Below are 21,936 nucleotides of genomic sequence, written 5' to 3'. Positions count from 1 at the left end.
GCTTCTTAGCCTATTAAAGGAGACTAGACAAATGGCTGACGAAGAGCTGCACGAAGCCGCCGGGGACAAGGACATGCAGTCCGCGACGGCCGACCAGGACACCGCGACCGCCACCGCGACGACGACCGTGACCGAGGACGTTACCGAGGACGTCGTCGCCGATGCCGACGATGCCGCCGACGCTGACGGCGTGACGGAGACCGAGGAGACCGAAGTCGTCGAGGAAGGTGACGCGGCCGCCGACGCGGAGGACACCGTCACCGACGACGAGGACAACGACGACGACATCCCGATGGACAAGGTCGAGGCCGTCCTCAACGCCGCGATCAACAAGAAGGACATGACGCCGCAGATGCGCCGCATGATGGCGCGCCAGAGCGAGAACACGAAGCGCGTGGAGGAATCGATCAAGGGCACGAAGGCGAACCCGGGCTGGTTTGTCCCGCTGTTCTGCGCGCTGATGATCATCGGCCTGGTGTGGGCCGTCGTGTTCTACCTGACCTACGACTACCCAATCCCGGGCATCCACCAGTGGAACCTGCTCATCGCGTTCGCGTTCATCATGGTCGGCTTCATCATGACGATGTGGTGGCGCTGACTTTCCGCGTACCCAATCCCACTTTCTGCATACCTAATCCCCTGGAAGGGAATCGCTGGGCGGCATGGCCGCGAAGCGAAGGGCCGACTTGCACACCAGCCAGTTGCGTTCCGCAAGTCGACCCTTCGGCTCGGCCTGGCCTCGCTGATCCCCTTCCAGGGGATTGTTGTGTTCAGGATGCCCGCGTCTCGGTGATCGTCTCGGTGATCGTCACGCCGATCCCCTTCCGGGGGATTGTTTATTGGGCCTTCCGGCACAGCAGCAGGACGTGCTCGGGCTTGCCGGGGCGGCCGGAAGCGTCGACGGTAGCGGCGGTCGTCGCGAAGAGGTAGTCGGCGCCGCCGTCCTTGAGCTTGAGTTTCTTTCGCAGCGCGGCGACCGGCATCGGGAAGTTGCGCACGGCGACGTTCGCCTTCGTCACGCCGTCGAGCACGCGGCGGATCTCCTTCTTGTTGAACGATCCTTCCCGCACGATCTCGAATCGTCTTCCCGGGAAGTCCGGCACATCGTGGTCCGCCGTGAACAGGTGCGAATTCGGCCCGACCTGCGCGACGCCGAACCGCTCCTCCACGGCCCGCCAGCATCCGGCCTTCATGACGGCCGGATTCGGCTCGAACAGGTGCGTCGCCTCCGTCAGCGGAACGGCGGCGATCCCGCCCTGGCCGGCCGCGGCATGCGGCTGGCAGGCCGCGCCGTCCGCGATTGCTACGGCACCGGCCCCGTCCACGGCAGTCCCGTGCCGCTCCCCCATCGCGAACTCGACGGTCGAGTCGTCGTCGATGCAGACCAGGCGGGCAGGGTCGGTCGCCGGCCCGGCCGGGGATCCAGCCGGCACGGACGAATCGTGGCCGCTGCTTCCCTGCAGCACGACGGTCAGCTCCTTGCAGTCGCCGTCGCTGGCGATGAGCAGGACGGCGGCGACGTGCGCGCCGGCGGCCTCGAAGTCGGCGACGGTCTTGTCGACGTCGAGCATCGGCGACAGCTTGATCATGACGATCCGCCCGCGGCTCACCAGCGCCGGCGCGAGCGCGAGCACGTCCGGCGTGCAGTCGGCGATCGCGTACGTGCGGCCACCGTGGCCGTCGCGCCGCGCCGGATCGACATAGATGACATCGACGGGATCGGCGGCGGTCAGCTCGGCCGTCAGGTAGCCGGTGCCGTCGCCGTTGACCATGGTGACGATTCGTCCGTCATCGAGCCCGAGCGCATGGACATTGTGCCGCACGAGTTCGCACAGCTGTTCCTGCCGCTCGACGTAGACGGCATGCCGGAACCCGCGCGCCAATGTCGAGAAGTCGACGCCGAATCCGCCGGTCAGGTCGACGAGCGTGCCGGCGAACATGCCGGACGAATCGTTCGAAGTCGGGAACAGCGAGCGCAGGAACGCGAGCTTCGCGGCGGCGGTGCGCTCCGACGAGCACTGTTCCATCGCGAGGTGCGGCGGGTAGAGGATGCCGGGCGCGGCGGCCCACGACGGCAGCTTGCGGCGCGCGGCCTGGCGGCCGGCGATCTGGTCGAGTGCGAACGGCAGGTCGACGCCCGCCGGCGTCTTGCGGCCGCCGGCCGCCAGCGCCAGCTGGCGAACATCCTCGCCCGCGTGCGCCTCGACGAACGCGAGCGTTTCCGGGGAAGGCTGCATGACGGCTGGTCAGTCCTTCTTCTTGCTGCTCGAACTCGAGGAGGACGAGGAGCTCGAATGCGAGGAGGACGGGGATTCCGAGGAGGAGGACGAGGACGACGAGGACGATTCGTCGCCGGAGGAGGCGGCCTGCGTCGTCAGCGTGACGGTGGAGCCCTTGTCGACGGTCGTGCCGGCGGCCGGGGAGACGTTCGTCACGACGGCGTCGTCGTCGCTCGGACCGCTGACGGAGACCGCGAAGCCGGAGGCCTCGAGGATCTGCTTGGCGGAGGCGAGCGTCGTGCCGCTCGGGATCGTCGGGATGGTGACCTGCTCGGGGCCGAGCGAGACGGTGACGGTGACGAGGTCGCCCTGCGAGACCGTCGTGCCGGCGGACGGCGAGACGCTGATGACGTTGCCGGCGGCGACGCTATCCGAGTATTCCGATTCGATCGACGAGGTCAGGCCGGCGTTCTTGATCGCCGTGATTGCGTCGTCCTGGCTCATGCCGACGAGGTTGCTCGGAACCGTCGTCATGCCGGTCGAGACGTACAGCTTGATCGTCGAGCCCTTGTCGACGGTCGTGCCGGCGGCCGGGTCGGTGCGGGTGACGTCATCCTTCGGGATCGTCGCGGAGTCCTCGCTCTGCACAGCCGTCGAGACGGTGAAGCCGGCGTTCTCGAGCGTCGTGCGCGCCTCGTCCTGCGAGTAGCCGGAGACGTCCGGCACCGAGACGGAGGCCGGGCCGGCCGAGAACCAGACGGTGACGGTCGAGCCCTGCGCGACCGACGTGCCGCCGGCCGGCGACTGCTTCGTGAACGTGCCCTTCGCGAGCGCCGAGTCGGTGTCCTCCTCGACCTTGATGTTGAGGCCGAGGGCCTCGAGCTGCTGCTTCGCGCGGTCTTCGGTCGTCGTCGAGTTGAACGTCGGCACCGTCACCATCGTCACGGTGTCGCGCTGCGAGTTCCACCACAGCCAGCCGCCGACGATGCCGGCGACGAGCAGCACGCAGACGACGATGACGGTCACGACGATCCGCTTCTTGCGCTTCTTCGCCTCGGCTTCCTTGCGCGCGGCCAGCCGCGTGCCGGTGTTCGTCGTCTCGGCGGCGGGCACCTGCTCGAACTGTCCGGTCGCCGGGTTGAACTGCGTCGTCGTCGAGCCGGCCTCGCCGGCGGTCGGCGTCATCACCGTCGTGGCGGCCTTCGTCGCCGTCAGGTCGGTCAGCGGGTTGACGGCCGCGGCGACCGGCTGGCCGCCGCTCATGAACGTCAGGATGTCGTTCTTGAACTGCGTCGCCGTGGAGTAACGATTCTGCCGGTCCTTGGCCATCGCCTTGGCGCAGATCGAGTCCCACATGGCCGGCAGGCCGGGCACGATCGCGGACGGCGGCGTGGCCACTTCCGAGACGTGCTGGTAGGCGATCGCGACGGCCGAGTCGCCGGTGAACGGGGCGCGGCCGGTCAGCATCTCGTAGAGCACGCAGCCGGCCGAGTACAGGTCGGAGCGCATGTCGACGGTCTCGCCGCGCGCCTGTTCCGGGGACAGGTACTGGGCCGTGCCGACGACGCCCTGCGACTGCGTCATCGTCGTCGCCGAGTCGTCGAGCGCGCGGGCGATGCCGAAGTCCATGACCTTGACGACGCCCTGCTCGGAAATCATGATGTTGCCGGGCTTGATGTCGCGGTGGATGATGCCCATGCGGTGCGAGTACTCGAGCGCCGACAGCAGGCCGATCATCACGTGTTCGGTGTCGCGCTGCGACAGCGGGCCGTTGGCCTTGATGATGTCGCGCAGCGTCTGGCCCTTGACGTACTCCATGACGAGGTACGGGATGCGTTCGGTCTGGCCGTTGTCGAGCGCGATCGTCTCCTCGCCCGAATCGTAGATGTTGACGATGTTCGGGTTGTTCATCTGCGCGACCGAGTGGGCCTCGCGGCGGAAACGCGTCAGGAAGATCTCGTCGTTCGCGAAGTCGGCGCGCATCATCTTGATCGCGACGGTGCGTCCGAGGCGGGTGTCGAGGGCGACATGGACCTCGGCCATGCCGCCGCGGCCGACAAGCTGGCCGAGCTGGTAGCGCCCACCGTCGAGGGTCGCGGGCATCTGGCTACTCATGTGATTCCTCCGTTTCCCCCGAAGGGCGGTCGGATCGGGCTTGCGACGGCATCGTGCCGTGGACGTCGCGATAGTCGTGGAGCTGGTAGGCGGCGTGCTCGCCGGTGTCGGGGACGCCGTAGTCGGGGTCGAGCGACGGGTCGACGAAGCGGTAGCCGTTGGCCGAATGCGTCAGCGGATCGTGGTGCGGGGCGCTGGCCACGCGGCGCGGCACGCGCCGGCCATACGCCATCGTCGGCTGCTCGGCGCGGGCGGCCTGCTGGTCGAGCAGGCGGCGCTCGATCCTCGTGAAGATCCTCGCGACCGTCAGCGCGTCCTTCGGCCGGTCGAGCGGATCCTTCGCGAGCATCGACATGACGAACTGCGACAGCTGCACGTCGACGGTGTCCGGCAGCGGCGGTACCGGGTTGTTGACGTGGGCCGCGGCGATGTCGACGGGCGTGGCGCCGGTGAACGGGCGATGGCCGCAGAGTCCTTCATAGGCCACGACGCCCAGCGAGTAGATGTCGGACTGCGGCGTGGCCTGCTGGCCCTGCGCCTGCTCCGGCGAGATGTACTGGGCCGTGCCGACGACCATGCCGTCCTGCGTGATCTGTTCCTGGTTCGTCGAGTAGGAGACGCCGAAGTCGGTGATCTTGACCTCGCCGTTGTCGGACACCATGATGTTGGCCGGCTTGACGTCGCGGTGGATGATGCCGTGCGAATGCGCGACGAACAGGCCGCGCGCCGTCTGGGTCAGGATGGGCAGCAGGTCGATGGCCGGCATCGGCCCGTCGAGCTCGTGGAACAGGTCGGCGAGCGACTTGCTCGGCACGTACTCCATGATGATGAAGCCGATGCCGTCGTGCTCGTAGTACTCGAACAGCGCGGCGATGTTGGGGTGCGCGAGGTTGGCGGAATTGCGGGCCTCGGCGCGCAGTCGGCGGAGCTTGGACTCCTGGTTCGTCGTGTCGGTCCGCAGCGCCTTGATCGCGACGGGCCGGCCAAGCTGGATGTCGTAGCCTTTCCAGACTTCCCCCATGCCGCCCTGTGCCAGGCGCGAATCCAGCCGGTATCGGCGGTGAATGAGCTGGCCTTCGATGAGTTTCATTCGCTGAGCGCCTCCTCCATCATTGCCTTCATGATCGGGCCCGCGGCAAACGAGCCGTACAGATCGACGTTGTGGACGACCACCGCCACGGCGATGACCGGATCTTCGGCCGGGGCGAAGCCGATGACCCATCCGTCGATCGATTCGTTGTTCTCGCCGATCTGGGCGGTGCCGGTCTTCGCGGCCACGTTGACGCCGTCGATCTCGAGGTTCTGGTTCTCCTTCGTCACGACGGACTCCATCGCCGTCGTGATCTTGTTCGCGGTGTCGGCGCTGAACGGCTGGCTCATGACGGTCGGCGTCGTGTCCGGCATGACGGACAGGTCGGCGTACCGGACGCGGTCGACGAGCGTCGGCTGCATCAGCTTGCCGTCGTTCGCGATCGCCGCGGCGATCATCGCGTTCTGCAGCGGCGTCTCGAGCGTGTCGCCCTGGCCGATCGAGGCGAGGGCCAGCTTGTCGGCCGTCACGTCGGTCGGGAACGACGAGGCGACGGCCGTCATCGGCGTGCCGGTCGCGTCGGTGCCGTCGACGGTGATCGTCTTGTCGAAGCCGAGCTTCTGCGCCATGTCGGAGATCGCGTCGTCGCCGAGCGCCACGCCGAGCTGCGCGAACGCCGTGTTCGACGAGTACGCGAGCGCGTCCTCGAGCGAGATCGTGCCGTCGGTGCCGTTGCCGCCGGTCGACGCGTTCGTCAGCGACGTCGCCGTGCCGGGCAGCGTGTAGCTCGCGCCGGCCGGGATCTGCGTGTCGAGGTCGTACTTGCCGGACTCGAGCGCCGTCGCCATGACGACGGTCTTGAACGTGGACCCCGGCGGGTACAGCTGCGAGATCGCGCGGTTGAGCATCGGGTTCGACGAGTCGCTGGCGAGCGCCGAGTAGGCCGCGTTCGCAGCCGTCGTGTCGTGGCTGGCCAGCGTGTTCGGGTCGTAGCTCGGCGTGCTCACCATCGCGAGGATGCGGCCGGTGCTCGGCTCGATCGCGACGGCCGCGCCGTCGTTGTCGCCGAGCGCGTCGTAGGCGGCCTGCTGGATCTTCGGGTCGATCGACGTCTCGATCGTCGCGCCCTCGTTGTCGGTGCCGGTCAGCATCGCCTTGAGCCGCTGCCAGAACATCGAGTCGGAATCGCCGGTCAGCAGGCTGTTGCGGCTCGCCTCGATGCCGCGGTCGGCGTTGCTGGTCACCGAGAAGTAGCCGGTGACGGCGGCGTACAGGTCGCCGCTGGAATAGGACCGCTGGTACTGGAACGAGTCGTCGGACGGGTCGGACTTCGCGATGACGGTGCCGTCGGAGGCGAGGATCGATCCGCGCGGCGAATCGTACTGCTCGTACAGCGCGCGCACGTTCCGCGAGTCGTTGTCGAGCTTGTTCGCGTTGACGACCATGATCAGCGACGCCGCGATGCCGAGCACGACGAACAGCACGATGACGGCCGTGAAGATCTGTCGCAGGTTGCGGTTCAACGGGCACCTCCCGTGGTCGGCCAGCCAGTCGTCGGCGGCAGGATGTCGGTCAGCTCGCCGTCGGAAGCATCGTGCGAATCGTCCGGATTACCGGAACGATTCTCCCCGTTCTCTTCGGTGCCTGCCGACACGACCGAGCGCGGCTGGCGCACGGCGGCGGCGCGCTGGCGGTTCTTTTCCTGCAGCGCGGCGACCGCTTCCATCTGGAACGTGTCGCTCGAGATGTCGGCTTCCGGCTTGTTCGCGGCGTTCGAGACGACGACGAGCAGCGCGACGAGCAGGTAGTTCGCGACGAGCGACGAGCCGCCGGCCGCCATGAACGGCAGCGTCAGGCCGGTCAGCGGGATGACGAGCGTGATGCCGCCGACGACGGTGAAGACCTGGAACGCCATCGTGAACGCGAGGCCGCTGGCGAGCAGCTTGCCGAAGCCGTCCTTGATCTTCATCGACGCGAGCAGTCCGATCGCGACGATGAGCAGGTACAGCACGAGCACGACGAAGACGCCGGCCAGGCCGAGTTCCTCGCCGATCGACGAGAAGATGAAGTCCGAGTTGGCCAGCGGCGTGATCGCCGGGTAGCCGTTGCCGAGGCCGGTGCCGGTCAGGCCGCCGTTGGCGAGGCCGAAGATGCCGGTGACGAGCTGGTACGAGCTGCCGTACGCGCGGCCGTAGATCGCCGAGTCGAACGGGTGCAGCCACGCGTCGACGCGGTAGCCGACGTGCGCGAAGACCTTCGCGGCGACGACGCAGCCGACGGCGAACGCGAGGCCGCCGATGACGAGCCAGCTCGGGCGGTCGGTCGCGACGTACAGCATCGCGACGAACATCGCGAAGAACATCAGCGACGTGCCGAGGTCCTTCTGCAGGATCAGCACGCCCATCGCGGCCACCCAGACGACGATGATCGGGCCGAGGTCCTTGAGGCGCGGCAGGCGCAGGCCGAGCACCTTCTTGCCGCCGACCGACAGCTGGTCGCGGTGGCTGAACAGGTAGCCGGCGAAGAAGAACGCGAGAAACAGCTTGGCGAACTCGCTCGGCTGCAGCGAATACGGGCCGATGCCGATCCAGATGCGCGAGCCGTTCGCCTCGCGGCCCAGGCCGGGCACCATCGGGCTCAGCAGCAGCACGAGGCCGATGACCATGCTGACGTACGAGAAGCGCTTGAGCACGCGGTAGTCGCGCATGAACACGACGAGCAGGTCGAAGCCGACGAGCGCGAGCAGCAGCCACATGAGCTGCCGTTCGGCGACGGCCGTGTCGTTCTCGCGGTCGATGCGCGCGATCATCAGCACGCCGAGCGCGGTGAGCATGAACGCGCAGATGCAGACGGCCTGGTTGGCGTAGGGCTGGAACTTCGTGACGAGGGCCCAGCTGACGAGGAACATGACGGCGGCCGCGATCAGCAGCCACGTCATCGTGCCGGTCGGCGGCGTGGCGGTGCGCTCGAACATCTGGAAAAAGCCCAGCGCGCCGATGCCCACGGCAAGCAGCAGCAGGAACAGGTAGCGGATTTGCCTGGCCATCAGTCGGCACCGCCTTGCGTGGTCGCGGACGGCGAGGAGGACGAATCGCCCGAACTGCTGGCCGAGCCGCCGGAACTCGCCGAACTGCTTGAACTGGCCGAACTGCTGGAACTTGCCGAGCTGCTCGGCGACTTCAATTCCGTCGATTCCTTCGCCTTCTTGTCCTGCAGCTCCTGCCACTGGTCCTTGATCAGGTCGACGTGCTCGACGGCGTCCTCGTAGTTGTCGAACGTGATGCCGGCCTCGATGCGGTCCTGCCACTGCTCGGGCAGCTCGTCGGTCTTGATGTCGGTCTTCGCGGCGACGTGCGACAGCTCGAGGCCGAAGATGTTCGTGGGCACGCCCTGGTAGATCGCGACGGTGCCGTTGTCGTTGCCGATGTAGTACTGCGTCTGGCTCCACATGTACGCGAGCCAGCCGCCGACGGCGACGGCGGCGATCAGAACCAGGGTAACCACAGTTCCAATGACGCGGTTGCGAAATTTGCGCGAGCGGACGGCCTTCTTCTCTTCCAGCTGCTCCTTGTGGATGGCCTTGGCGACCTCCGGATCGTTCGGGTCGGCGGAGAAGCGGCCGTCATTCTTCTGGACGACCGGAATCTCGCCGGTGTCGAGGTCGGGACGCTCGCCGTTCTTCTCACGCACGTCGCTCGGCACGGCGATCTGCTGCGTGACGGCGTCGGCGGACGGTTGCGCGGCGTGGGCGGCGTTCTGGGCCGCCTTGGCGTGCGCCGGCGAATTGTCGGACGATCCGCCCTTCGAGGCCTTGTGCGCGCCGCTGGCGGCGGCCGCGGCGGCCGCTCCGGCGGCGACGCCCTGCGCGAGCGCGGCGGCCCGCTGGGCCGGCGAATCCTTGCCGTTGACGAGCGCCGGCGCGCTGGCGACCGGCTCGTGGATGATGTCGGCGATGGCCGCCATGTTCTGGCTGGCCGCGCCGCCGATCAGCGGCGTCTGGTGCGGCAGGTCGAACTTGCCGGCGTTGAGCGCCAGCGTCGCGTCGGCGATGACGGCCGTGACGTTGTCGGTCGATCCGGCCTTGAGCGCCATGCCGACGAGCGTCTGCGCGCACTCCTCCGGATTCGAGTGGGCGAGCATCGTCTCCTGGATCGTCTGGTCCTTGAGCACGCCGCACAGGCCGTCCGAGCACAGCAGCAGCCGGTCGCCCGGCGCGGCCTTGCGCACGGCGATGTCGGGGTGCGCGTCGATGTCGAAGTCGCCGAGCACGCGCATGACGACGTTGCGTTGCGGATGGTTGCGCGCCTCCGACTCGGAGATGCGCTTCGTGTCGATGAGGTGCTGGACGTAGCTGTGGTCGGTCGTCAGGTGCTGCAGGTGGCCGTTGCGCAGCAGGTAGGCGCGCGAATCGCCGATGTGGGCGATGACCCAGTAGCCGGAGACGAGCGACATCGCCGTGATGGTGGTGCCCATGCCGGCGAGCTTGCGTTCGCGCTTGGCCTTGCCGACGATCGCGTCGTGGGCCGCCATGACCGACGTCTCCATGATCTGCGCCTCGTGCGCGACGTCGCCGTCGGCGTCGGCCGTCTCGATGTGGGCGAGCGAGCGCACGGCGATTGTCGACGCCGTGTCGCCGCCGGCATGGCCGCCCATGCCGTCGCAGACGGCGACGAGGTGCTCGCCGGCGAACGACGAGTCCTGGTTGTTCGAGCGCACGGTGCCGACGTCGGAGACCGTCGTCGAGTACATGTAGAGCGGGGCCGACTGGGCCGGCTGCGCGGAGCGGCCCGGCTGGGCAAGCTTCGCCGTCGGCAGGCCGGCGTCGGAAGCCGAGCCGGAGCCGGCTCCGGCGTCGGCCGTCATGATCGGCGCGGCGCCGAACGTCGGCGGAAGCGGTATGCGGGAGGAATCGTTCGACAATGGAGCCATGGTCACCTCAGTTCGAAGGTGGTGGCGCCAATCCGAACGGGAATGCGGGGCGCGAGCATCGTCGGCGCGCTGATCCGCTGCTGGTTCACGATAGTGCCGTTGGTACTGTTCAGGTCCTCGATGGCCCAGGACTGGCTGGCCGGGTCACGGTAGACGCGTGCGTGGTGCGACGAGACGAACTCGTCGTCGAGCACGACGGTGTTGGATGCCGCGCGGCCGAGCGTGATCGAGGCGCCGTCGTTGAGCGGCACCGACGTGCCGGCGAGCGGCCCGTCGATGATGACGAGCAGCGACGGTCCGCCGGGAGCCGTGGCGGCGTTGGCTTTCGCGGCGGCACGCACGGGCGCCGGCGCGGAGGGCATGTCTCCGGTCGGCGGCATCTTGCTGGCACGCGCGGGACGGGCGCTCGGGGCCGGGGACTGGGCGGTCTTGCGAGCTTGGCGGTCCTTGCGGCGGCGTGCGCGCGATTTGTGCGGGCTGAACACCTCGACGTCCCGGTACAGGGAGCGTACGGTGAGCCATACGAATACCCACAACAGGATGAGGAATCCGTATTTCAGCGCCGTGAAAGTCAGTTCGGTAATCATAGGCTAGGAGTGCGTGGTCGGGGGCGGGCTGGCCCTTCCTTATTCCTGGTCCTGCGAGGAGGCCCAGTACAGGATGCGGGTGCGGCCGATCGTGATCGTGTTGCCGTCGAGCAGCGTGGCGGCCGGGACCTGATGGCCCTCGACATAGGTGCCGTTCGTCGAGCCGAGATCGCGGGCGACGACGCCGTTCTCGGTGATGTCGATCTCGAGGTGCTTGCGGGAGATGCCCGGGTCGTCGATGACGATGTCGCAGCCGGAGCCGCGACCGATGATTGTCTTGTCCTTCGTCAGCAGGTACTGGCTGTTGTTGACCTCGAGCATCGGGCAGTCCTGCGTCTGGGCGTCCGTCGTCACCGGGACGGCGTTGCCCTGCACGGACTCGCTGGTGAGCTTGAAGTTGCCCTTCGTCAGGTCAAGATCCTCCTCGAAGATGACGACGACAGGGCCGACGAACGCGTAGTGCTGGCTCTTCGCGTACTGCGTGAGGTTGTCGGCGAGCTCGTTGGCCAGCGCCTCGGAACCCCACTGGTCGATGCGGTCGAAGTCGGCGGTGCTCAGCTTGAACCGGTACTCGTTCGGCGCCACCGTTCGGTCGCGGCCGACCGGCATCGCCTCGGCGTCGATCTCGCGCTCGAGCGCGCTCGACAGGTCGACCGGCTGGAGGTCCTTGGAGCCAAACTTCGCAAAAACACCGTTCACCGCGCCTTCGACGCTCTTCTCGAAACGGTCAAGAACGCTCATTGTAGTCCCTTTCTGAATGCTTGTTCCATCCTACGCTCCCGAACAAACCATGCCAATTCGCCGGGCGGCTCTTTGCACAAAAGCCATTACTGTACCGGACCGTGCCGGCATTGTGCAACATCGCATCGTACGCGTGGAAGCTGTGAACCTGGCTCCGGCGGTTCAATTCCCCGGCGCCCATCCATATATCATTTCTCTTATTTATACGTGGTGCTCCGAACAGCTCCGCATAATGCGGCAAACAGTCCGTCCTCCGTCGTGCTCCTGCATGTCACGAGCCCGGGCTGGCGACATGCAGGAGCACGACGGAGGACGGAGCGGCGCGGATGAGGGCGGAACCGGCCGGGAACCTCAGGAGGCGACGGTGTAGTTGCTCATCGCGCGCAGGAACGGGATCGTGCTGGAGGCCCAGGGGCAGAGCCATTGCATGACGGCGGCGCTGGCGGCAAGCAGCAGCAGGATCACGAGGAGCCAGCGCACCGGAGCCGGGCCGGGCTGGTGGCGCAGCAGCCACGAGTAGAAGCCGTAGCCGGGTTCCTTCGGCTTGACGGGCCGGCCGCGTCGCCGGCGCCGGTTGCCTTCGGCGCGGCCGCCACTTCCGGATGCACCGCCGCTTCCGGTACCGCCGCCGGCCATGGCCGTGGCGGCGACCGAACCGGACGAATCGTTCATGCCGAGTTTCCATGCCCTGACGGCGCGCAGTGCCGGCCAGCGCCAGATGGCGGCGGCGAGCAGGAACAGCACGCAATAGGCGACCAGCAGCGCGACGAAGAACGGCGTCATCGAGCCGATGCTGACGAACACGTTTGGCGAGCTGGATGCGGCCGCGAAGACGACGTCGCCGCCGGCGGTCGTGTCGGCGAGCTCGGCGGGAATGCCGTCGGCAACCTTCGCCCAGTATTTCAGCTCGCCGTACGCAATCCAGCGGTGCGTCGGCGTCGAGTATTTCGGCTCGCAGGTCGTCAGCGTGATCATCCGTTTCGTCGGCGCGGCACCGGGGTCCTCCGGATTGTCGACGATGACCGAAGTGTCGTCGGCGGTCACGATCCGGTAGCTCGTGTACTCGTAGACGTACCAGTAGTCCTGCGTGCGGATGACGATCGCGTCGCCGGCCTGCAGCTTGTCGATGTCGCCGAGCGGCTGGCCGTAGCCGTTGCGGTGGCCGGCGATCGCGACGTTGCCGAGGGCGCCGGGCATCTGCGTGTTGACGTAGTGGCCAAGGCCGGCGAGGTCGAGCTGCGCGAGCTCGGTACCCTGCACGAGGTTGCGGTTCCAGCCGTCGCCGAATCGCGGGATGTAGACGACGCCCATCAGCTCGCCGACGTCGGCCGACGTCGGCTGGACGGGCGGGTCGCCATCCTGCGGCTCGGCGATCGAGACGGTGCCGTCGGCGCCGTCATCGACCGTCGTCGCCCAACCGCTGTCGGCGCGCTGCGCGAGCTGCGCATGCTCCGACTCGACGCCGGTCCACCACTCCATCCAGCCGAGATAGAGTCCGCAGACGCCGGCGAACGTGATCAGCAGCTCGGCCAGCAGCGTCGCCGCCGCCACTCCCCGCCTGCGCCGTCGGCGTCGCGTCGCCGCCAAGTTTCCCTGTGTCCCCATCGCCACCCCGTTTCCGTAGTCCTCCCACGTTACCGCACCGTCGCCTGCAATGCCGAACGATTCCCGCGACAATTCGCCATGCGTCCACAAGGCGCCGTGCCAACTGTCACGGCACGGGCCTGGACCTGTCCTCCATCCTCCGGCCTCCACAAGCCCGCATTGTTCCACTCCTGACCACGGGCTTGCGCCCGCTCGCCCACCCCGCCCCTGCCTCCATAACCCCTCACCGTCTGGCGCCACGTGCAGGTGGCAGGGCACCGGAGAATGCACGGAGAGTGGGCAGTTGGCCGAACGGGAGGGACCGGGACCGTAGACTGGGACACAGGCGTGAACGAGGGAATCGTTCACGGCGACGCAACGGAAGCTTGACGGAAAGCGGGCATGATGACTGACTCGGCACGGATTCTCGTAATCGACAACTACGATTCGTTTGTCTACACGATTGTCGGCTATCTCAAGACACTCGGCGCGAGCGTCGACGTCGTGCGCAACGACGCGCTCGATCCGGCCGCCGACGGGCTGCTCGACGAGTACGACGGCGTGCTGATCTCCCCCGGCCCGGGCGCGCCGGCCGATTCCGGCGTCTCCGAGGATGTCATCCGGCGCTGCGCCGCCGAGAAGAAGCCGATGTTCGGCGTCTGCCTCGGCATGCAGGCGCTGGCGGAAGTGTATGGCTGCACGGTCGGCCACGCGCCGACGATCATGCACGGCAAGACGAGTCCGGTCGAGCATGTCGACGACGAGATCTTCGCCGGCGTCGCCAACCCGATGACGGCGACGCGCTACCATTCGCTCGCCGTCGAGCCCGGCTCGGTGCCGGACGACCTCGAGGTGACGGCGTGGACGGCCGACGGCGACCGGATCATCCAGGCGATCCGTCACCGCGAGCTGCCGCTGTACGCCGTGCAGTTCCATCCGGAGTCGGTGATGACGCAGGACGGCTACCGCCTGCTCGCGAACTGGCTCGCCGTCTGCGGTCAGGACAACGCCGTCGAGAAGAGCCGTGGCCTGCAGCCGAAGCTCGACGCGTAGCGCGGCGACGATTCTTCCCCCATGGCCGGCCAGTTATCCACATTTCCCCCGACGTTCAGCGGACGTTCAGGTTTTGCTGACAATTTCTTCAAGATTGAAACCCTATATAGGCGCCGATCCGGTGGAAAACCCTAGGTCTAGTGGTCCGTTTTGCCGCCGAAACCGGCTGTGGAAAACCAGTTTTCCACATGCACTGCGCTTGGAAACTCAAGGAAATAGCGGTTTTGTGGGAAACTGTGTGGAAAACTTTCACGGTTATCCAACGCCTTTCCCCAGCTTTTCCACACCATTTTCCACAGACGGTGGAAAACTACACCGATGTAATTCGAAAACGCCCAAAAATAATCCCCTGGAAGGGGATCGCTGAGCGGCGTAGCCGCGAAGCGAGGGGTCGACTTACGGAACGTCACCACTTGCGTTTCGCAAGTCGACCCCTCGGCTCGGCTACGCCTCGCCGATCCCCTTCCAGGGGATTATTTTCGGGGCGAGCAAGAAGACCGCCCCGCCGCCCGGACAACTTACGCGCTCGGGATCGTGATCACCGAGGACAGCGCGAGGAGCGGGTTGACGGTGTTGCACAGGACGACGATCACGACAAGTATCAGCAGCATGACAATGCCGTAGATGACCGAGCGAAGCAGCAGGGGCCGGATTCTCAGCGCGCGAATCGGACCATAGATCAGCAGCATGGTCAGGATGCCGCCGACGAGGAAGCCGAAGACGTGCGCCTGCCACGCGATGTTCGGGATGACGACCGGCATCAGGAAGTTGATGATCATCCAGACAAGTGCCGAGCGCAGGTCCTCGCCGACCTTCCTGTACACGACGAGCATGGCGGCGAACAGGCCGAACAGCGCGCCGGACGCGCCGTAGCAGGCGCTGTACCATTCGGTGCCGGTCAGCCCGAGCACCGACGCGACGGTGCCGCTGCCGCTGCCGGCCGACGAGCCGAACGCCGCCCACGCCATCATGCCGACGTTGCCGCCGATGCCGGACAGCACGTAGAGAATAAGGTACGGCCAGTGGCCCATCAGTCGTTCCAGGAACGGCCCGATCGCCCACAGCGTCAGCATGTTGAACAGGATGTGCCACAGCGACGACGGCGAATGCAGGAACATCGACGTGACGAACGTCCACGGGTGCCACAGCGCCGTCGCCGGCTGGAACATGCCGAAATCGAGCAGCGCCGCGTAGCCGGTGCGCCACGTGAAACGGAACAGCATCTCGAGAATCCAGACGACGACGCAGACGACGATGATCAGCTCGGTCAGGACGGGATCGTTGTTGCGCCACCGCACGCGGAACCGCCGCCGCGAGAACACCTGCGACAGCCGCGGCGAATCGGGAAACAGACTGAAACTTGCCATACTGCAACGGTACCAGCCGGCAGCCGGCTTCAGGAGACGGCGGAATCGTGCCGAATTGGACGACGGACGGCACGATTCCCACGACAGTCCGCCGGCCGCTGTCCGGTAGCCGGGCGCGCGGCGGCCGCGGAAAACCGGGAAAATGCTGGCTGTTGGCTTGCTATCGGCACAATCCTGTCCGAAGGCGCGAAAAATGGCTTTATGATGGAAGGCAGGACTCTTCGGGGAACCGAAGCAGCCGCTCACAATACACGGAAAGGAGCCGTCATGAAGAACAAGTCTTCTAACGGTTGGAAGTTCTTCGCGCTGCTCTTCGGCGCACTGCTGGCCGGCGTGGTCGGCCTGTACATCTACAAGCAGCAGAACCCGGATTATGATCCGTGGGAGGAGCCGTGGGAGAACAGCTCGTCGCCGGTCGACCTCAGCCTGTCGAAGGACAAGGACGAGGACGCCGAGGACGACGCCAAGCCGGCCGATGCCGCTCCGGCCGCGGCCAAGGAAGCCTGAGTCGCTTCTCGCAAGCGTCGAACGGGCCCCGCGTCACGCACGCGGGGCCCGTTCGTTTTGTCGTCGCTCAGGTTTGTGACATCCAGAAGACAAACGCAGGAAGTCCCGCTTTCCCGAATGTTCGGGGAAAGCGGGACTTCTCATGTCCAGTCGGCCGTCCGGCCGGATGAATCGTTCGCTGTTTCGAACGATTCATCCGGCCAGGGCGAGACGACCGTCTCGACTCACTTGAGCGGGCCGGTCATCCAGACGCGCTCGAGGTAGTCCTCGATGGAGCGGTCGGAGCTGAAGTAGCCGGAGTTGGCCGTGTTGAGCAGGGCCTTGCGGTTCCACTCGAGCTGGTCGGCGTACAGCGTCTCGATCTGCGACTGGATGTCGTGGTAGGCCGTGAAGTCGGCCAGCGTCATGAACCAGTCCTTGGTCAGCCAGTCGGAGACGAGCGGCGCGTAGGTGTTGCGGTCGCCGTTCGAGAACGTGCCGCCGGCCACCATGTCGATCGCGGCCTTCAGGCGCGGATCGGACTCGTAGTACTTCGCCGGGTTGTAGCCGTTGGCGTACATCGCCTCGACCTCGTCGACGGTCATGCCGAACAAGAAGAAGTTGTCGGCGCCGACGCGGGCGCGGATCTCGACGTTGGCACCGTCGAGGGTGCCAACCGTCAGGGCGCCGTTGAGCGCGAACTTCATGTTCGACGTGCCCGAGGCCTCCTTGCCGGCCTGCGAGATCTGCTCGTCGAGCTCGGTGGCCGGGATGAGGTTCTGGGCCACGCGGATGTTGTAGTTGACCGGGAAGATGATGTTCAGCTTGCCCTTGATGTCCGGGTCGTTGTTGATGACGCGGGCGACGTTGTTGATCAGCTGGATCGTCAGCTTGGCCATGTAGTAGCCCGGGGCCGACTTCGCGCCGAAGATGATCGTGCGCGGCGTGACGTCCTCGATCTTGACCTTGCCGGACTTGATGTCGGCGTACTGGGCGATGACCTCGAGGATCTTCAGCGACTGGCGCTTGTACTCGTGCAGGCGCTTGATCATCGTGTTGAACATCGTGTTCGGGTCGACGTCGTAGCCGTATTCCTTCTTCGCGAAGTTCGAGAAGCTGACCTTGTTCTGGTGCTTGACTTCGGCGAACTTCTTGACGAACTCGTCGTCCTGCGCCAGCGGGACCAGGCCCTCGAGCAGGTCGAGGTCCTCGAGCCACTTGTCGGTGCCGAGGCCCTCGGTGATGAGGTCGGACAGGCCCGGATTGGCAAGCTTGACGAAGCGACGCGGAGTGACGCCGTTGGTCACGTTCGTGAACTTCGAATCGTACAGGTCCGAGAAGTCGCGCAGCGTGACGTCCTTGAGCAGCTGCGAGTGCAGCTCGGCGACGCCGTTGACGTGCGAGCCCGCGTAGGTGGCCAGGTAGGCCATGCGGACAGCCGGCTTGTCGCCGCCGGTGACGATGCGCATGCGCTCGATCTTGGCCTCGTCCTTGGTGAGCGTCTTGAGCTCGGCCATGAACTGGTCGTTGATCTTCTCGATGATCTCGAGGTGGCGCGGCAGCAGCTTGCCGATGAGGTCGGCCGGCCAGACTTCCAGCGCTTCCGGCAGCAGCGTGTGGCAGGTGTAGTTGAACGTCTTGTTCGTGATCGTCCAGGCGGTATCCCAGTCGTAGCCGTACTCGTCGATCAGGACGCGCATGAGCTCCGGGATGCCGATGACCGGGTGGGTGTCGTTGAGCTGGAACGTGATCTTGTCCGGGAACGTCGTCAGGTCCGGCTTGTCCTCGCCCGGGTAGAAGACGCGGATGGCGTCGTGGATGGAGGCGCAGGTGAAGAAGTACTGCTGCTCGAGGCGCAGTTCCTTGCCGACCTGGGTGGAATCCTCCGGGTACAGGATCTTCGAGATGTTCTCGGCCTTGACCTGCGGCTCGACGGCCTCCATGTACTCGGACTTGTTGAAGGCGAGGAGGTCGAACTCGTCATAGGAGCGGGCCTGCCACAGGCGCAGCGTGTTGACGCGGCCGGACTCGTAGCCCGGAACCATGTAGTCGACCGGGATGGCACGGACGGACCAGTCCGGCTGCCAGACGCGCTTGCCGTCTTCCTCGACGACCTTGCCGCCGAAGGAGACCTTCTGGTCGCGGCCGTAGTCGACATGGCCCCACGGGTCCTCGTTGGCGAGCCAGTAATCCGGGTGCTCGACCTGGCGGCCTTCCTCGTCGAACTCCTGGCGGAAGATGCCGTACTTGTACTGGATGCCGTAGCCGAAGGCCGGCACGCCCAGCGACGCGAGCGAATCGATGAAGCAGGCGGCGAGACGGCCCAGGCCGCCGTTGCCGAGGCCCGGCTCGTATTCGGCGTCGACGACGTCCTGCGGATCGAAGCCGAGTTCCTTGACGGCCTCGTTGAACTGTTCGGTCAGGCCGGCGTTGAGCAGCGCATTGCGCAGCTGGCGGCCCATCAGGAATTCTGCGGACAGGTAGCCGACGGCCTTCGTGTTGCCGTTGACCATGTCCTGCTGGGTCTTCATCCAGGAATCCATCAGGTGGCGGCGGACAGCGGTCGACGCAGCAACGTAAACGTCGGCGGCCGTGGCCTGTTCAGGGGTCACGCCCTGAGTGTACTTGAGTTGTTCGCGAACCTCATCGGCAAAGTCCTTCGAGGAAATCGGGGACTTCGGTGCGGTCATTTCGGTCATAACCTAACTCCCTTGGATAGTGAGCAATCTGGGAACGGGTGACGAGAAGAGGAGGAAGCCCCTTTGCGTACCAGCAGAATCTCTTTTGCGCATGTGAAGATAGTGCATACGTTCTCAGAGATAATCGTAACATAACGAAGAGGCCCAAACTCCCGCAAGGTTGCAAACGTAATCATTTCTTGCGGACATGCCAACCGGATTGTCAGCCGATGCATGGCTTGACGACATGATTGCATGGTTCGCTTGCGCAGTTCGTCCACCTCCTCGTGCGACCCTTTCCGGCGTCGTTGAGGCATGATTCTACCCAACTGGCGCCATGCTTGCCAAGACTTTCATTCCAACGCTGAGACGGCCGCCGCGTTGCCGGTCAACCGTCGCCCGACTGCCGCAACGGCCCCACACCGGACCGTGATCCGCCGAACAACGTGGCCACGCCTGGTCCCTTGTCATGGTCACCGCGCATGGCCGCCGCCGCGCATCGTCGCCGTACAATGGCACACATGGCAGTGATCAGGGAACAGGACATTCCGGCGGGAGAAGCCGCATTTTTCCAGTGGAGGGAACAGGCGATCGAGGCCGCCCATCAGGACCCGCGACGGGAACACCGCCTGGCTATCGCGCCGAAGCTGCCGCGCCGCGACATGGCGATGGCGGTGCGCTACTCCTTATATATGCTGCAGAAGCGCGCGCCGGGGCCGGGTGTCGAGGTGCGCGTGGCGCCGTTCGCCGCCGTCAAGATCCTCGACGGCCCGGCCAGCGACCCGCACAACCTCACTCCCCCGGACGTCATCGAGCTCGACCCGGCCGTCTGGCTGCGCGTCGCCACCGGCATCACGAACTGGAACGAGGAACGGGACGCCGGCCGCATCGCCGCCGTCGGCGAACGCGACGACCTGTCATCACTGTTGCCGCTGATCAGCCCATCTCGGGCGTGATGGCGCCCGATGGCAACATCGTTGCGTGAGTCACCTGCCAAGACACCCCCGACATTGGCAACCGTCCCACGCCAATGACTTCGTTGCGTGCGCGTACTGACAATATTGATCTCACGGTGGCAACCGTCCCACGCCAATGACTTCGTTGCGTGCGCGTACTGACAATATTGATCTCACGGTGGCACCCGCCTCACGCTTGGGACTTCGTTGCGTGAATCATTTGCCAATGATGGCGTCACAGTGGCATCAGCCTCACGCTACGGCGCTTGCAGCGTGTCGGAAATGACAAAACCGGCCACCATATGGTGACCGGCTCATGCGTCTTGTCGTTTATTGCACCGATATCAGTGCTTCCACTGGCCCGGCACTGGCATCGGGATGGGCTTGTGGGGCTTGGGAACGGGACGGGAAGCCGTGTCGGCGTCACCCGAGGCGCCGTCGGCCTCGCCGGAAGCGTCCGTGCCGGCTGCGGAGCCGGCGGCACCGGAAGCGGATCCGGCGGCCGGCATCTCGCCGGTGTCGCTGGCCTTGGCGGCCGCCTCGGCGGCCCACTTCGCGTATTCGTCGAGGTCGTCGCCGTAGCCCTGTTCGCTCTCGGTGACGCTCTCCCCGGTTTCCTCGGCGGCGTAGTCGGCGTCGGCGTACTTGGATTCGATGTCGGAGAACGGGTCGAACGATCCGGAGCCGGGTTCCTGGGCGCCGAGTTCCTTCGCGAGCTCGTCATAATCCGTGTCAGTGGTCAGGTACTTGAGCTTTCTGGCGATTTTCTGCTGCTTGGCTTTCTGACGTCCGCGGCCCATCTGACCCCCTGCATTGCTATGACATTCGATTCATCATCTAAGAGAGTACCACTTGTTCCGAATCGTTTCGATGTCTGCTCAGATTTCTACGATTTTCGCTATAGGACAGCAAACGGGCGAATCGTGCCGAATTGGAACGATTCTCCCGACCGAACCGCAAGCCGGAAGGACAATCATGACCGACGAAACCGAAGCGCAGCGCGTGACCGCTGCCGGCAACGAGATGAGCGCGAGTTTCCTGGCGGCGCAGAAGCGCAGCGACGCGACGATGGCGGCGCTCGAGGCCGACCCGTCGAAGTTCACGATGCTGACCGGCGACCGCCCGACCGGCCGGCTGCACCTCGGCCACTTCTTCGGCTCCATCCGCGAGCGCGTGGCGATGCAGGACCGCGGCGTCAACACGAACATCATCATCGCCGACTACCAGGTCATCACCGACCGTGACACGACCGAGCACATCGAGGACAACGTGCTCAACCTCGTGCTCGACTACCTGGCCGCGGGCATCGACCCGGAGAAGACGATGATCTTCACGCACTCCGCCGTGCCGGCCGAAAACCAGCTGATGCTGCCGTTCCTGTCGCTCGTCACCGAAGCCGAGCTGCACCGCAACCCGACCGTCAAGTCCGAAATGGAGGCGTCCGGCCACGCGCTGACCGGCCTGCTGCTCACCTACCCGGTCCACCAGGCCTGCGACATCCTGTTCTGCAAGGCCAACGTCGTGCCGATCGGCAAGGACAACCTGCCGCACGTCGAGATCACGCGCACGATCGCGCGCCGCTTCAACGAGCGCTACGCGCAGGGCGCGCCGGTGTTCCCGGAGCCGGCCGCCATCCTGTCGAACGCGCCGGAGATCCCGGGCCTCGACGGCCGCAAGATGAGCAAGTCGTATGGCAACTCGATCATGCTCGGCGCCACCGCCGAGGAGACGGCGAAGCTGATCAAGAAGTCAAAGACGGATTCGGAACGATTCATCACGTTCGATCCGGTCGCCCGTCCGGAAGTCTCGGCGCTGCTGACCACCGCCGGCCTCGTGACCGGCCGAGATCCGGCCGACATCGCCGCCGAGATCGGCAACGGCGGCTCCGGCACGCTGAAGAAGTACGTGACCGAGTCGGTCAACGAGTTCCTCGCCCCGCACCGCGAACGCCGCGCCGAGCTCGCCAAGGACATGGACACCGTGCGCGACATCCTGCACGAAGGCAACCGCCGCGCCAACGCGATCGCCAACCAGACCCTCGACGAGGTCCGCGAGGCGATGGGGATGAAGTACTGATCATCGGCGCCACAAATGCAAATCCCCTGGAAGGGGATCGCTGAGCGGCGTAGCCGCGAAGCGAGGGGTCGACTTACGGAGCGCGTGTGGTTGCGTTCCGTAAGTCGACCCCTCG

At 65.9% G+C, this 21,936-nt stretch carries 17 protein-coding genes; 5 read left to right on the top strand and 12 right to left on the bottom strand.

What is annotated here, in order from left to right; translation table 11 throughout:
- Positions 1-31 precede the first annotated feature (31 nt).
- Entirely contained in the window at positions 32-598 is a 567-nt protein-coding gene (gene crgA, locus F6S87_RS08275; protein ID WP_163228193.1) for a cell division protein CrgA, read from the top strand.
- A gap of 238 nt (positions 599-836) precedes the next feature.
- Here the strand turns inward: crgA and F6S87_RS08270 are convergent, their stop codons facing one another.
- From F6S87_RS08270 to F6S87_RS08230, 9 genes are all read right to left on the bottom strand, one after another.
- Complete coding sequence (locus tag F6S87_RS08270) at positions 837-2,237, bottom strand: class I SAM-dependent methyltransferase (protein WP_163228192.1); 1,401 nt, start codon at positions 2,235-2,237, stop codon at positions 837-839.
- A gap of 9 nt (positions 2,238-2,246) precedes the next feature.
- Positions 2,247-4,334, bottom strand: coding sequence for a Stk1 family PASTA domain-containing Ser/Thr kinase (pknB, locus tag F6S87_RS08265; protein ID WP_163228191.1), 2,088 nt, complete (start codon positions 4,332-4,334; stop codon positions 2,247-2,249).
- Positions 4,327-5,424 (bottom strand): serine/threonine-protein kinase, encoded by a 1,098-nt coding sequence (locus F6S87_RS08260; RefSeq protein ID WP_163228190.1) that lies wholly within the window; start codon positions 5,422-5,424, stop codon positions 4,327-4,329. Before F6S87_RS08260 ends, pknB begins: the two co-directional genes overlap by 8 nt.
- A complete protein-coding gene (locus F6S87_RS08255) occupies positions 5,421-6,887 on the bottom strand; it encodes a peptidoglycan D,D-transpeptidase FtsI family protein (RefSeq protein ID WP_163228189.1) in 1,467 nt (488 codons plus the stop codon). The genes F6S87_RS08260 and F6S87_RS08255 overlap by 4 nt, the downstream gene beginning before the upstream one ends.
- Complete coding sequence (locus F6S87_RS08250; protein ID WP_196779181.1) at positions 6,884-8,413, bottom strand: FtsW/RodA/SpoVE family cell cycle protein; 1,530 nt, start codon at positions 8,411-8,413, stop codon at positions 6,884-6,886. Before F6S87_RS08250 ends, F6S87_RS08255 begins: the two co-directional genes overlap by 4 nt.
- Positions 8,410-10,113, bottom strand: a complete 1,704-nt coding sequence (locus F6S87_RS08245) for a PP2C family protein-serine/threonine phosphatase (RefSeq protein WP_163228204.1) — start codon at positions 10,111-10,113, stop codon at positions 8,410-8,412. Before F6S87_RS08245 ends, F6S87_RS08250 begins: the two co-directional genes overlap by 4 nt.
- 182 nt (positions 10,114-10,295) lie before the next feature.
- Positions 10,296-10,880, bottom strand: a complete 585-nt coding sequence (locus F6S87_RS08240) for an FHA domain-containing protein FhaB/FipA (protein ID WP_163228187.1) — start codon at positions 10,878-10,880, stop codon at positions 10,296-10,298.
- 39 nt (positions 10,881-10,919) lie between these two features.
- Complete coding sequence (locus tag F6S87_RS08235; protein ID WP_163228186.1) at positions 10,920-11,621, bottom strand: FhaA domain-containing protein; 702 nt, start codon at positions 11,619-11,621, stop codon at positions 10,920-10,922.
- 351 nt (positions 11,622-11,972) lie between these two features.
- Positions 11,973-13,100: a class E sortase gene (locus F6S87_RS08230; protein WP_407925123.1), complete on the bottom strand. Its 1,128-nt coding sequence runs from the start codon at positions 13,098-13,100 to the stop codon at positions 11,973-11,975.
- A gap of 510 nt (positions 13,101-13,610) precedes the next feature.
- Between F6S87_RS08230 and F6S87_RS08225 the strand changes: the two genes are divergently transcribed.
- Positions 13,611-14,258 (top strand): anthranilate synthase component II, encoded by a 648-nt coding sequence (locus tag F6S87_RS08225; RefSeq protein ID WP_163228203.1) that lies wholly within the window; start codon positions 13,611-13,613, stop codon positions 14,256-14,258.
- A gap of 518 nt (positions 14,259-14,776) precedes the next feature.
- Here F6S87_RS08225 and F6S87_RS08220 read toward each other — a convergent pair.
- Positions 14,777-15,625 (bottom strand): rhomboid family intramembrane serine protease, encoded by an 849-nt coding sequence (locus tag F6S87_RS08220; RefSeq protein WP_163228185.1) that lies wholly within the window; start codon positions 15,623-15,625, stop codon positions 14,777-14,779.
- Positions 15,626-15,892: 267 nt separating this feature from the next.
- Between F6S87_RS08220 and F6S87_RS08215 the strand changes: the two genes are divergently transcribed.
- A complete protein-coding gene (locus F6S87_RS08215) occupies positions 15,893-16,132 on the top strand; it encodes a hypothetical protein (RefSeq protein ID WP_163228184.1) in 240 nt (79 codons plus the stop codon).
- 224 nt (positions 16,133-16,356) lie between these two features.
- Here the strand turns inward: F6S87_RS08215 and F6S87_RS08210 are convergent, their stop codons facing one another.
- On the bottom strand, positions 16,357-18,810 hold the full coding sequence (locus F6S87_RS08210) for a glycogen/starch/alpha-glucan phosphorylase (protein WP_163228183.1): 2,454 nt from the start codon (positions 18,808-18,810) through the stop codon (positions 16,357-16,359).
- 500 nt (positions 18,811-19,310) lie between these two features.
- On the opposite strand from F6S87_RS08210, the gene F6S87_RS08205 reads away from it, so the two are divergent.
- Positions 19,311-19,745 (top strand): sterol carrier family protein, encoded by a 435-nt coding sequence (locus tag F6S87_RS08205; RefSeq protein ID WP_163228182.1) that lies wholly within the window; start codon positions 19,311-19,313, stop codon positions 19,743-19,745.
- 344 nt (positions 19,746-20,089) lie between these two features.
- Here F6S87_RS08205 and F6S87_RS08200 read toward each other — a convergent pair whose 3' ends face one another.
- A complete protein-coding gene (locus tag F6S87_RS08200; RefSeq protein ID WP_163228181.1) occupies positions 20,090-20,545 on the bottom strand; it encodes a DUF3073 domain-containing protein in 456 nt (151 codons plus the stop codon).
- A 175-nt stretch (positions 20,546-20,720) separates the two neighbouring features.
- Here F6S87_RS08200 and trpS point away from each other — a divergent pair, with 175 nt between their 5' ends.
- Entirely contained in the window at positions 20,721-21,821 is a 1,101-nt protein-coding gene (gene trpS, locus F6S87_RS08195) for a tryptophan--tRNA ligase (RefSeq protein ID WP_163228180.1), read from the top strand.
- The last annotated feature ends 115 nt before the right edge of the window (positions 21,822-21,936 follow it).

Source organism: Bifidobacterium choloepi (genome assembly GCF_010667615.1).
GTDB lineage: Bacteria > Actinomycetota > Actinomycetes > Actinomycetales > Bifidobacteriaceae > Bifidobacterium > Bifidobacterium choloepi.
The sequence above is the reverse complement of the archived record's forward strand: the minus strand, read 5'-3'. Positions and strand labels throughout refer to the sequence as shown.

Excerpts from the sequence above, each read along its gene's own strand:
- F6S87_RS08270 (WP_163228192.1), bottom strand. The coding sequence starts at position 2,237 with ATGCAGCCTTCCCCGGAAACGCTCGCGTTCGTCGAGGCGCACGCGGGC.
- F6S87_RS08220 (WP_163228185.1), bottom strand. The coding sequence starts at position 15,625 with ATGGCAAGTTTCAGTCTGTTTCCCGATTCGCCGCGGCTGTCGCAGGTG.
- pknB (WP_163228191.1), bottom strand. The coding sequence starts at position 4,334 with ATGAGTAGCCAGATGCCCGCGACCCTCGACGGTGGGCGCTACCAGCTC.
- F6S87_RS08210 (WP_163228183.1), bottom strand. The coding sequence starts at position 18,810 with ATGACCGAAATGACCGCACCGAAGTCCCCGATTTCCTCGAAGGACTTT.
- F6S87_RS08240 (WP_163228187.1), bottom strand. The coding sequence starts at position 10,880 with ATGATTACCGAACTGACTTTCACGGCGCTGAAATACGGATTCCTCATC.
- F6S87_RS08235 (WP_163228186.1), bottom strand. The coding sequence starts at position 11,621 with ATGAGCGTTCTTGACCGTTTCGAGAAGAGCGTCGAAGGCGCGGTGAAC.
- crgA (WP_163228193.1), top strand. The coding sequence starts at position 32 with ATGGCTGACGAAGAGCTGCACGAAGCCGCCGGGGACAAGGACATGCAG.
- F6S87_RS08205 (WP_163228182.1), top strand. The coding sequence starts at position 19,311 with ATGGCAGTGATCAGGGAACAGGACATTCCGGCGGGAGAAGCCGCATTT.
- F6S87_RS08200 (WP_163228181.1), bottom strand. The coding sequence starts at position 20,545 with ATGGGCCGCGGACGTCAGAAAGCCAAGCAGCAGAAAATCGCCAGAAAG.
- F6S87_RS08230 (WP_407925123.1), bottom strand. The coding sequence starts at position 13,100 with ATGGAGTGGTGGACCGGCGTCGAGTCGGAGCATGCGCAGCTCGCGCAG.
- F6S87_RS08225 (WP_163228203.1), top strand. The coding sequence starts at position 13,611 with ATGACTGACTCGGCACGGATTCTCGTAATCGACAACTACGATTCGTTT.
- F6S87_RS08245 (WP_163228204.1), bottom strand. The coding sequence starts at position 10,113 with ATGTACTCGACGACGGTCTCCGACGTCGGCACCGTGCGCTCGAACAAC.
- F6S87_RS08260 (WP_163228190.1), bottom strand. The coding sequence starts at position 5,424 with ATGAAACTCATCGAAGGCCAGCTCATTCACCGCCGATACCGGCTGGAT.
- trpS (WP_163228180.1), top strand. The coding sequence starts at position 20,721 with ATGACCGACGAAACCGAAGCGCAGCGCGTGACCGCTGCCGGCAACGAG.
- F6S87_RS08215 (WP_163228184.1), top strand. The coding sequence starts at position 15,893 with ATGAAGAACAAGTCTTCTAACGGTTGGAAGTTCTTCGCGCTGCTCTTC.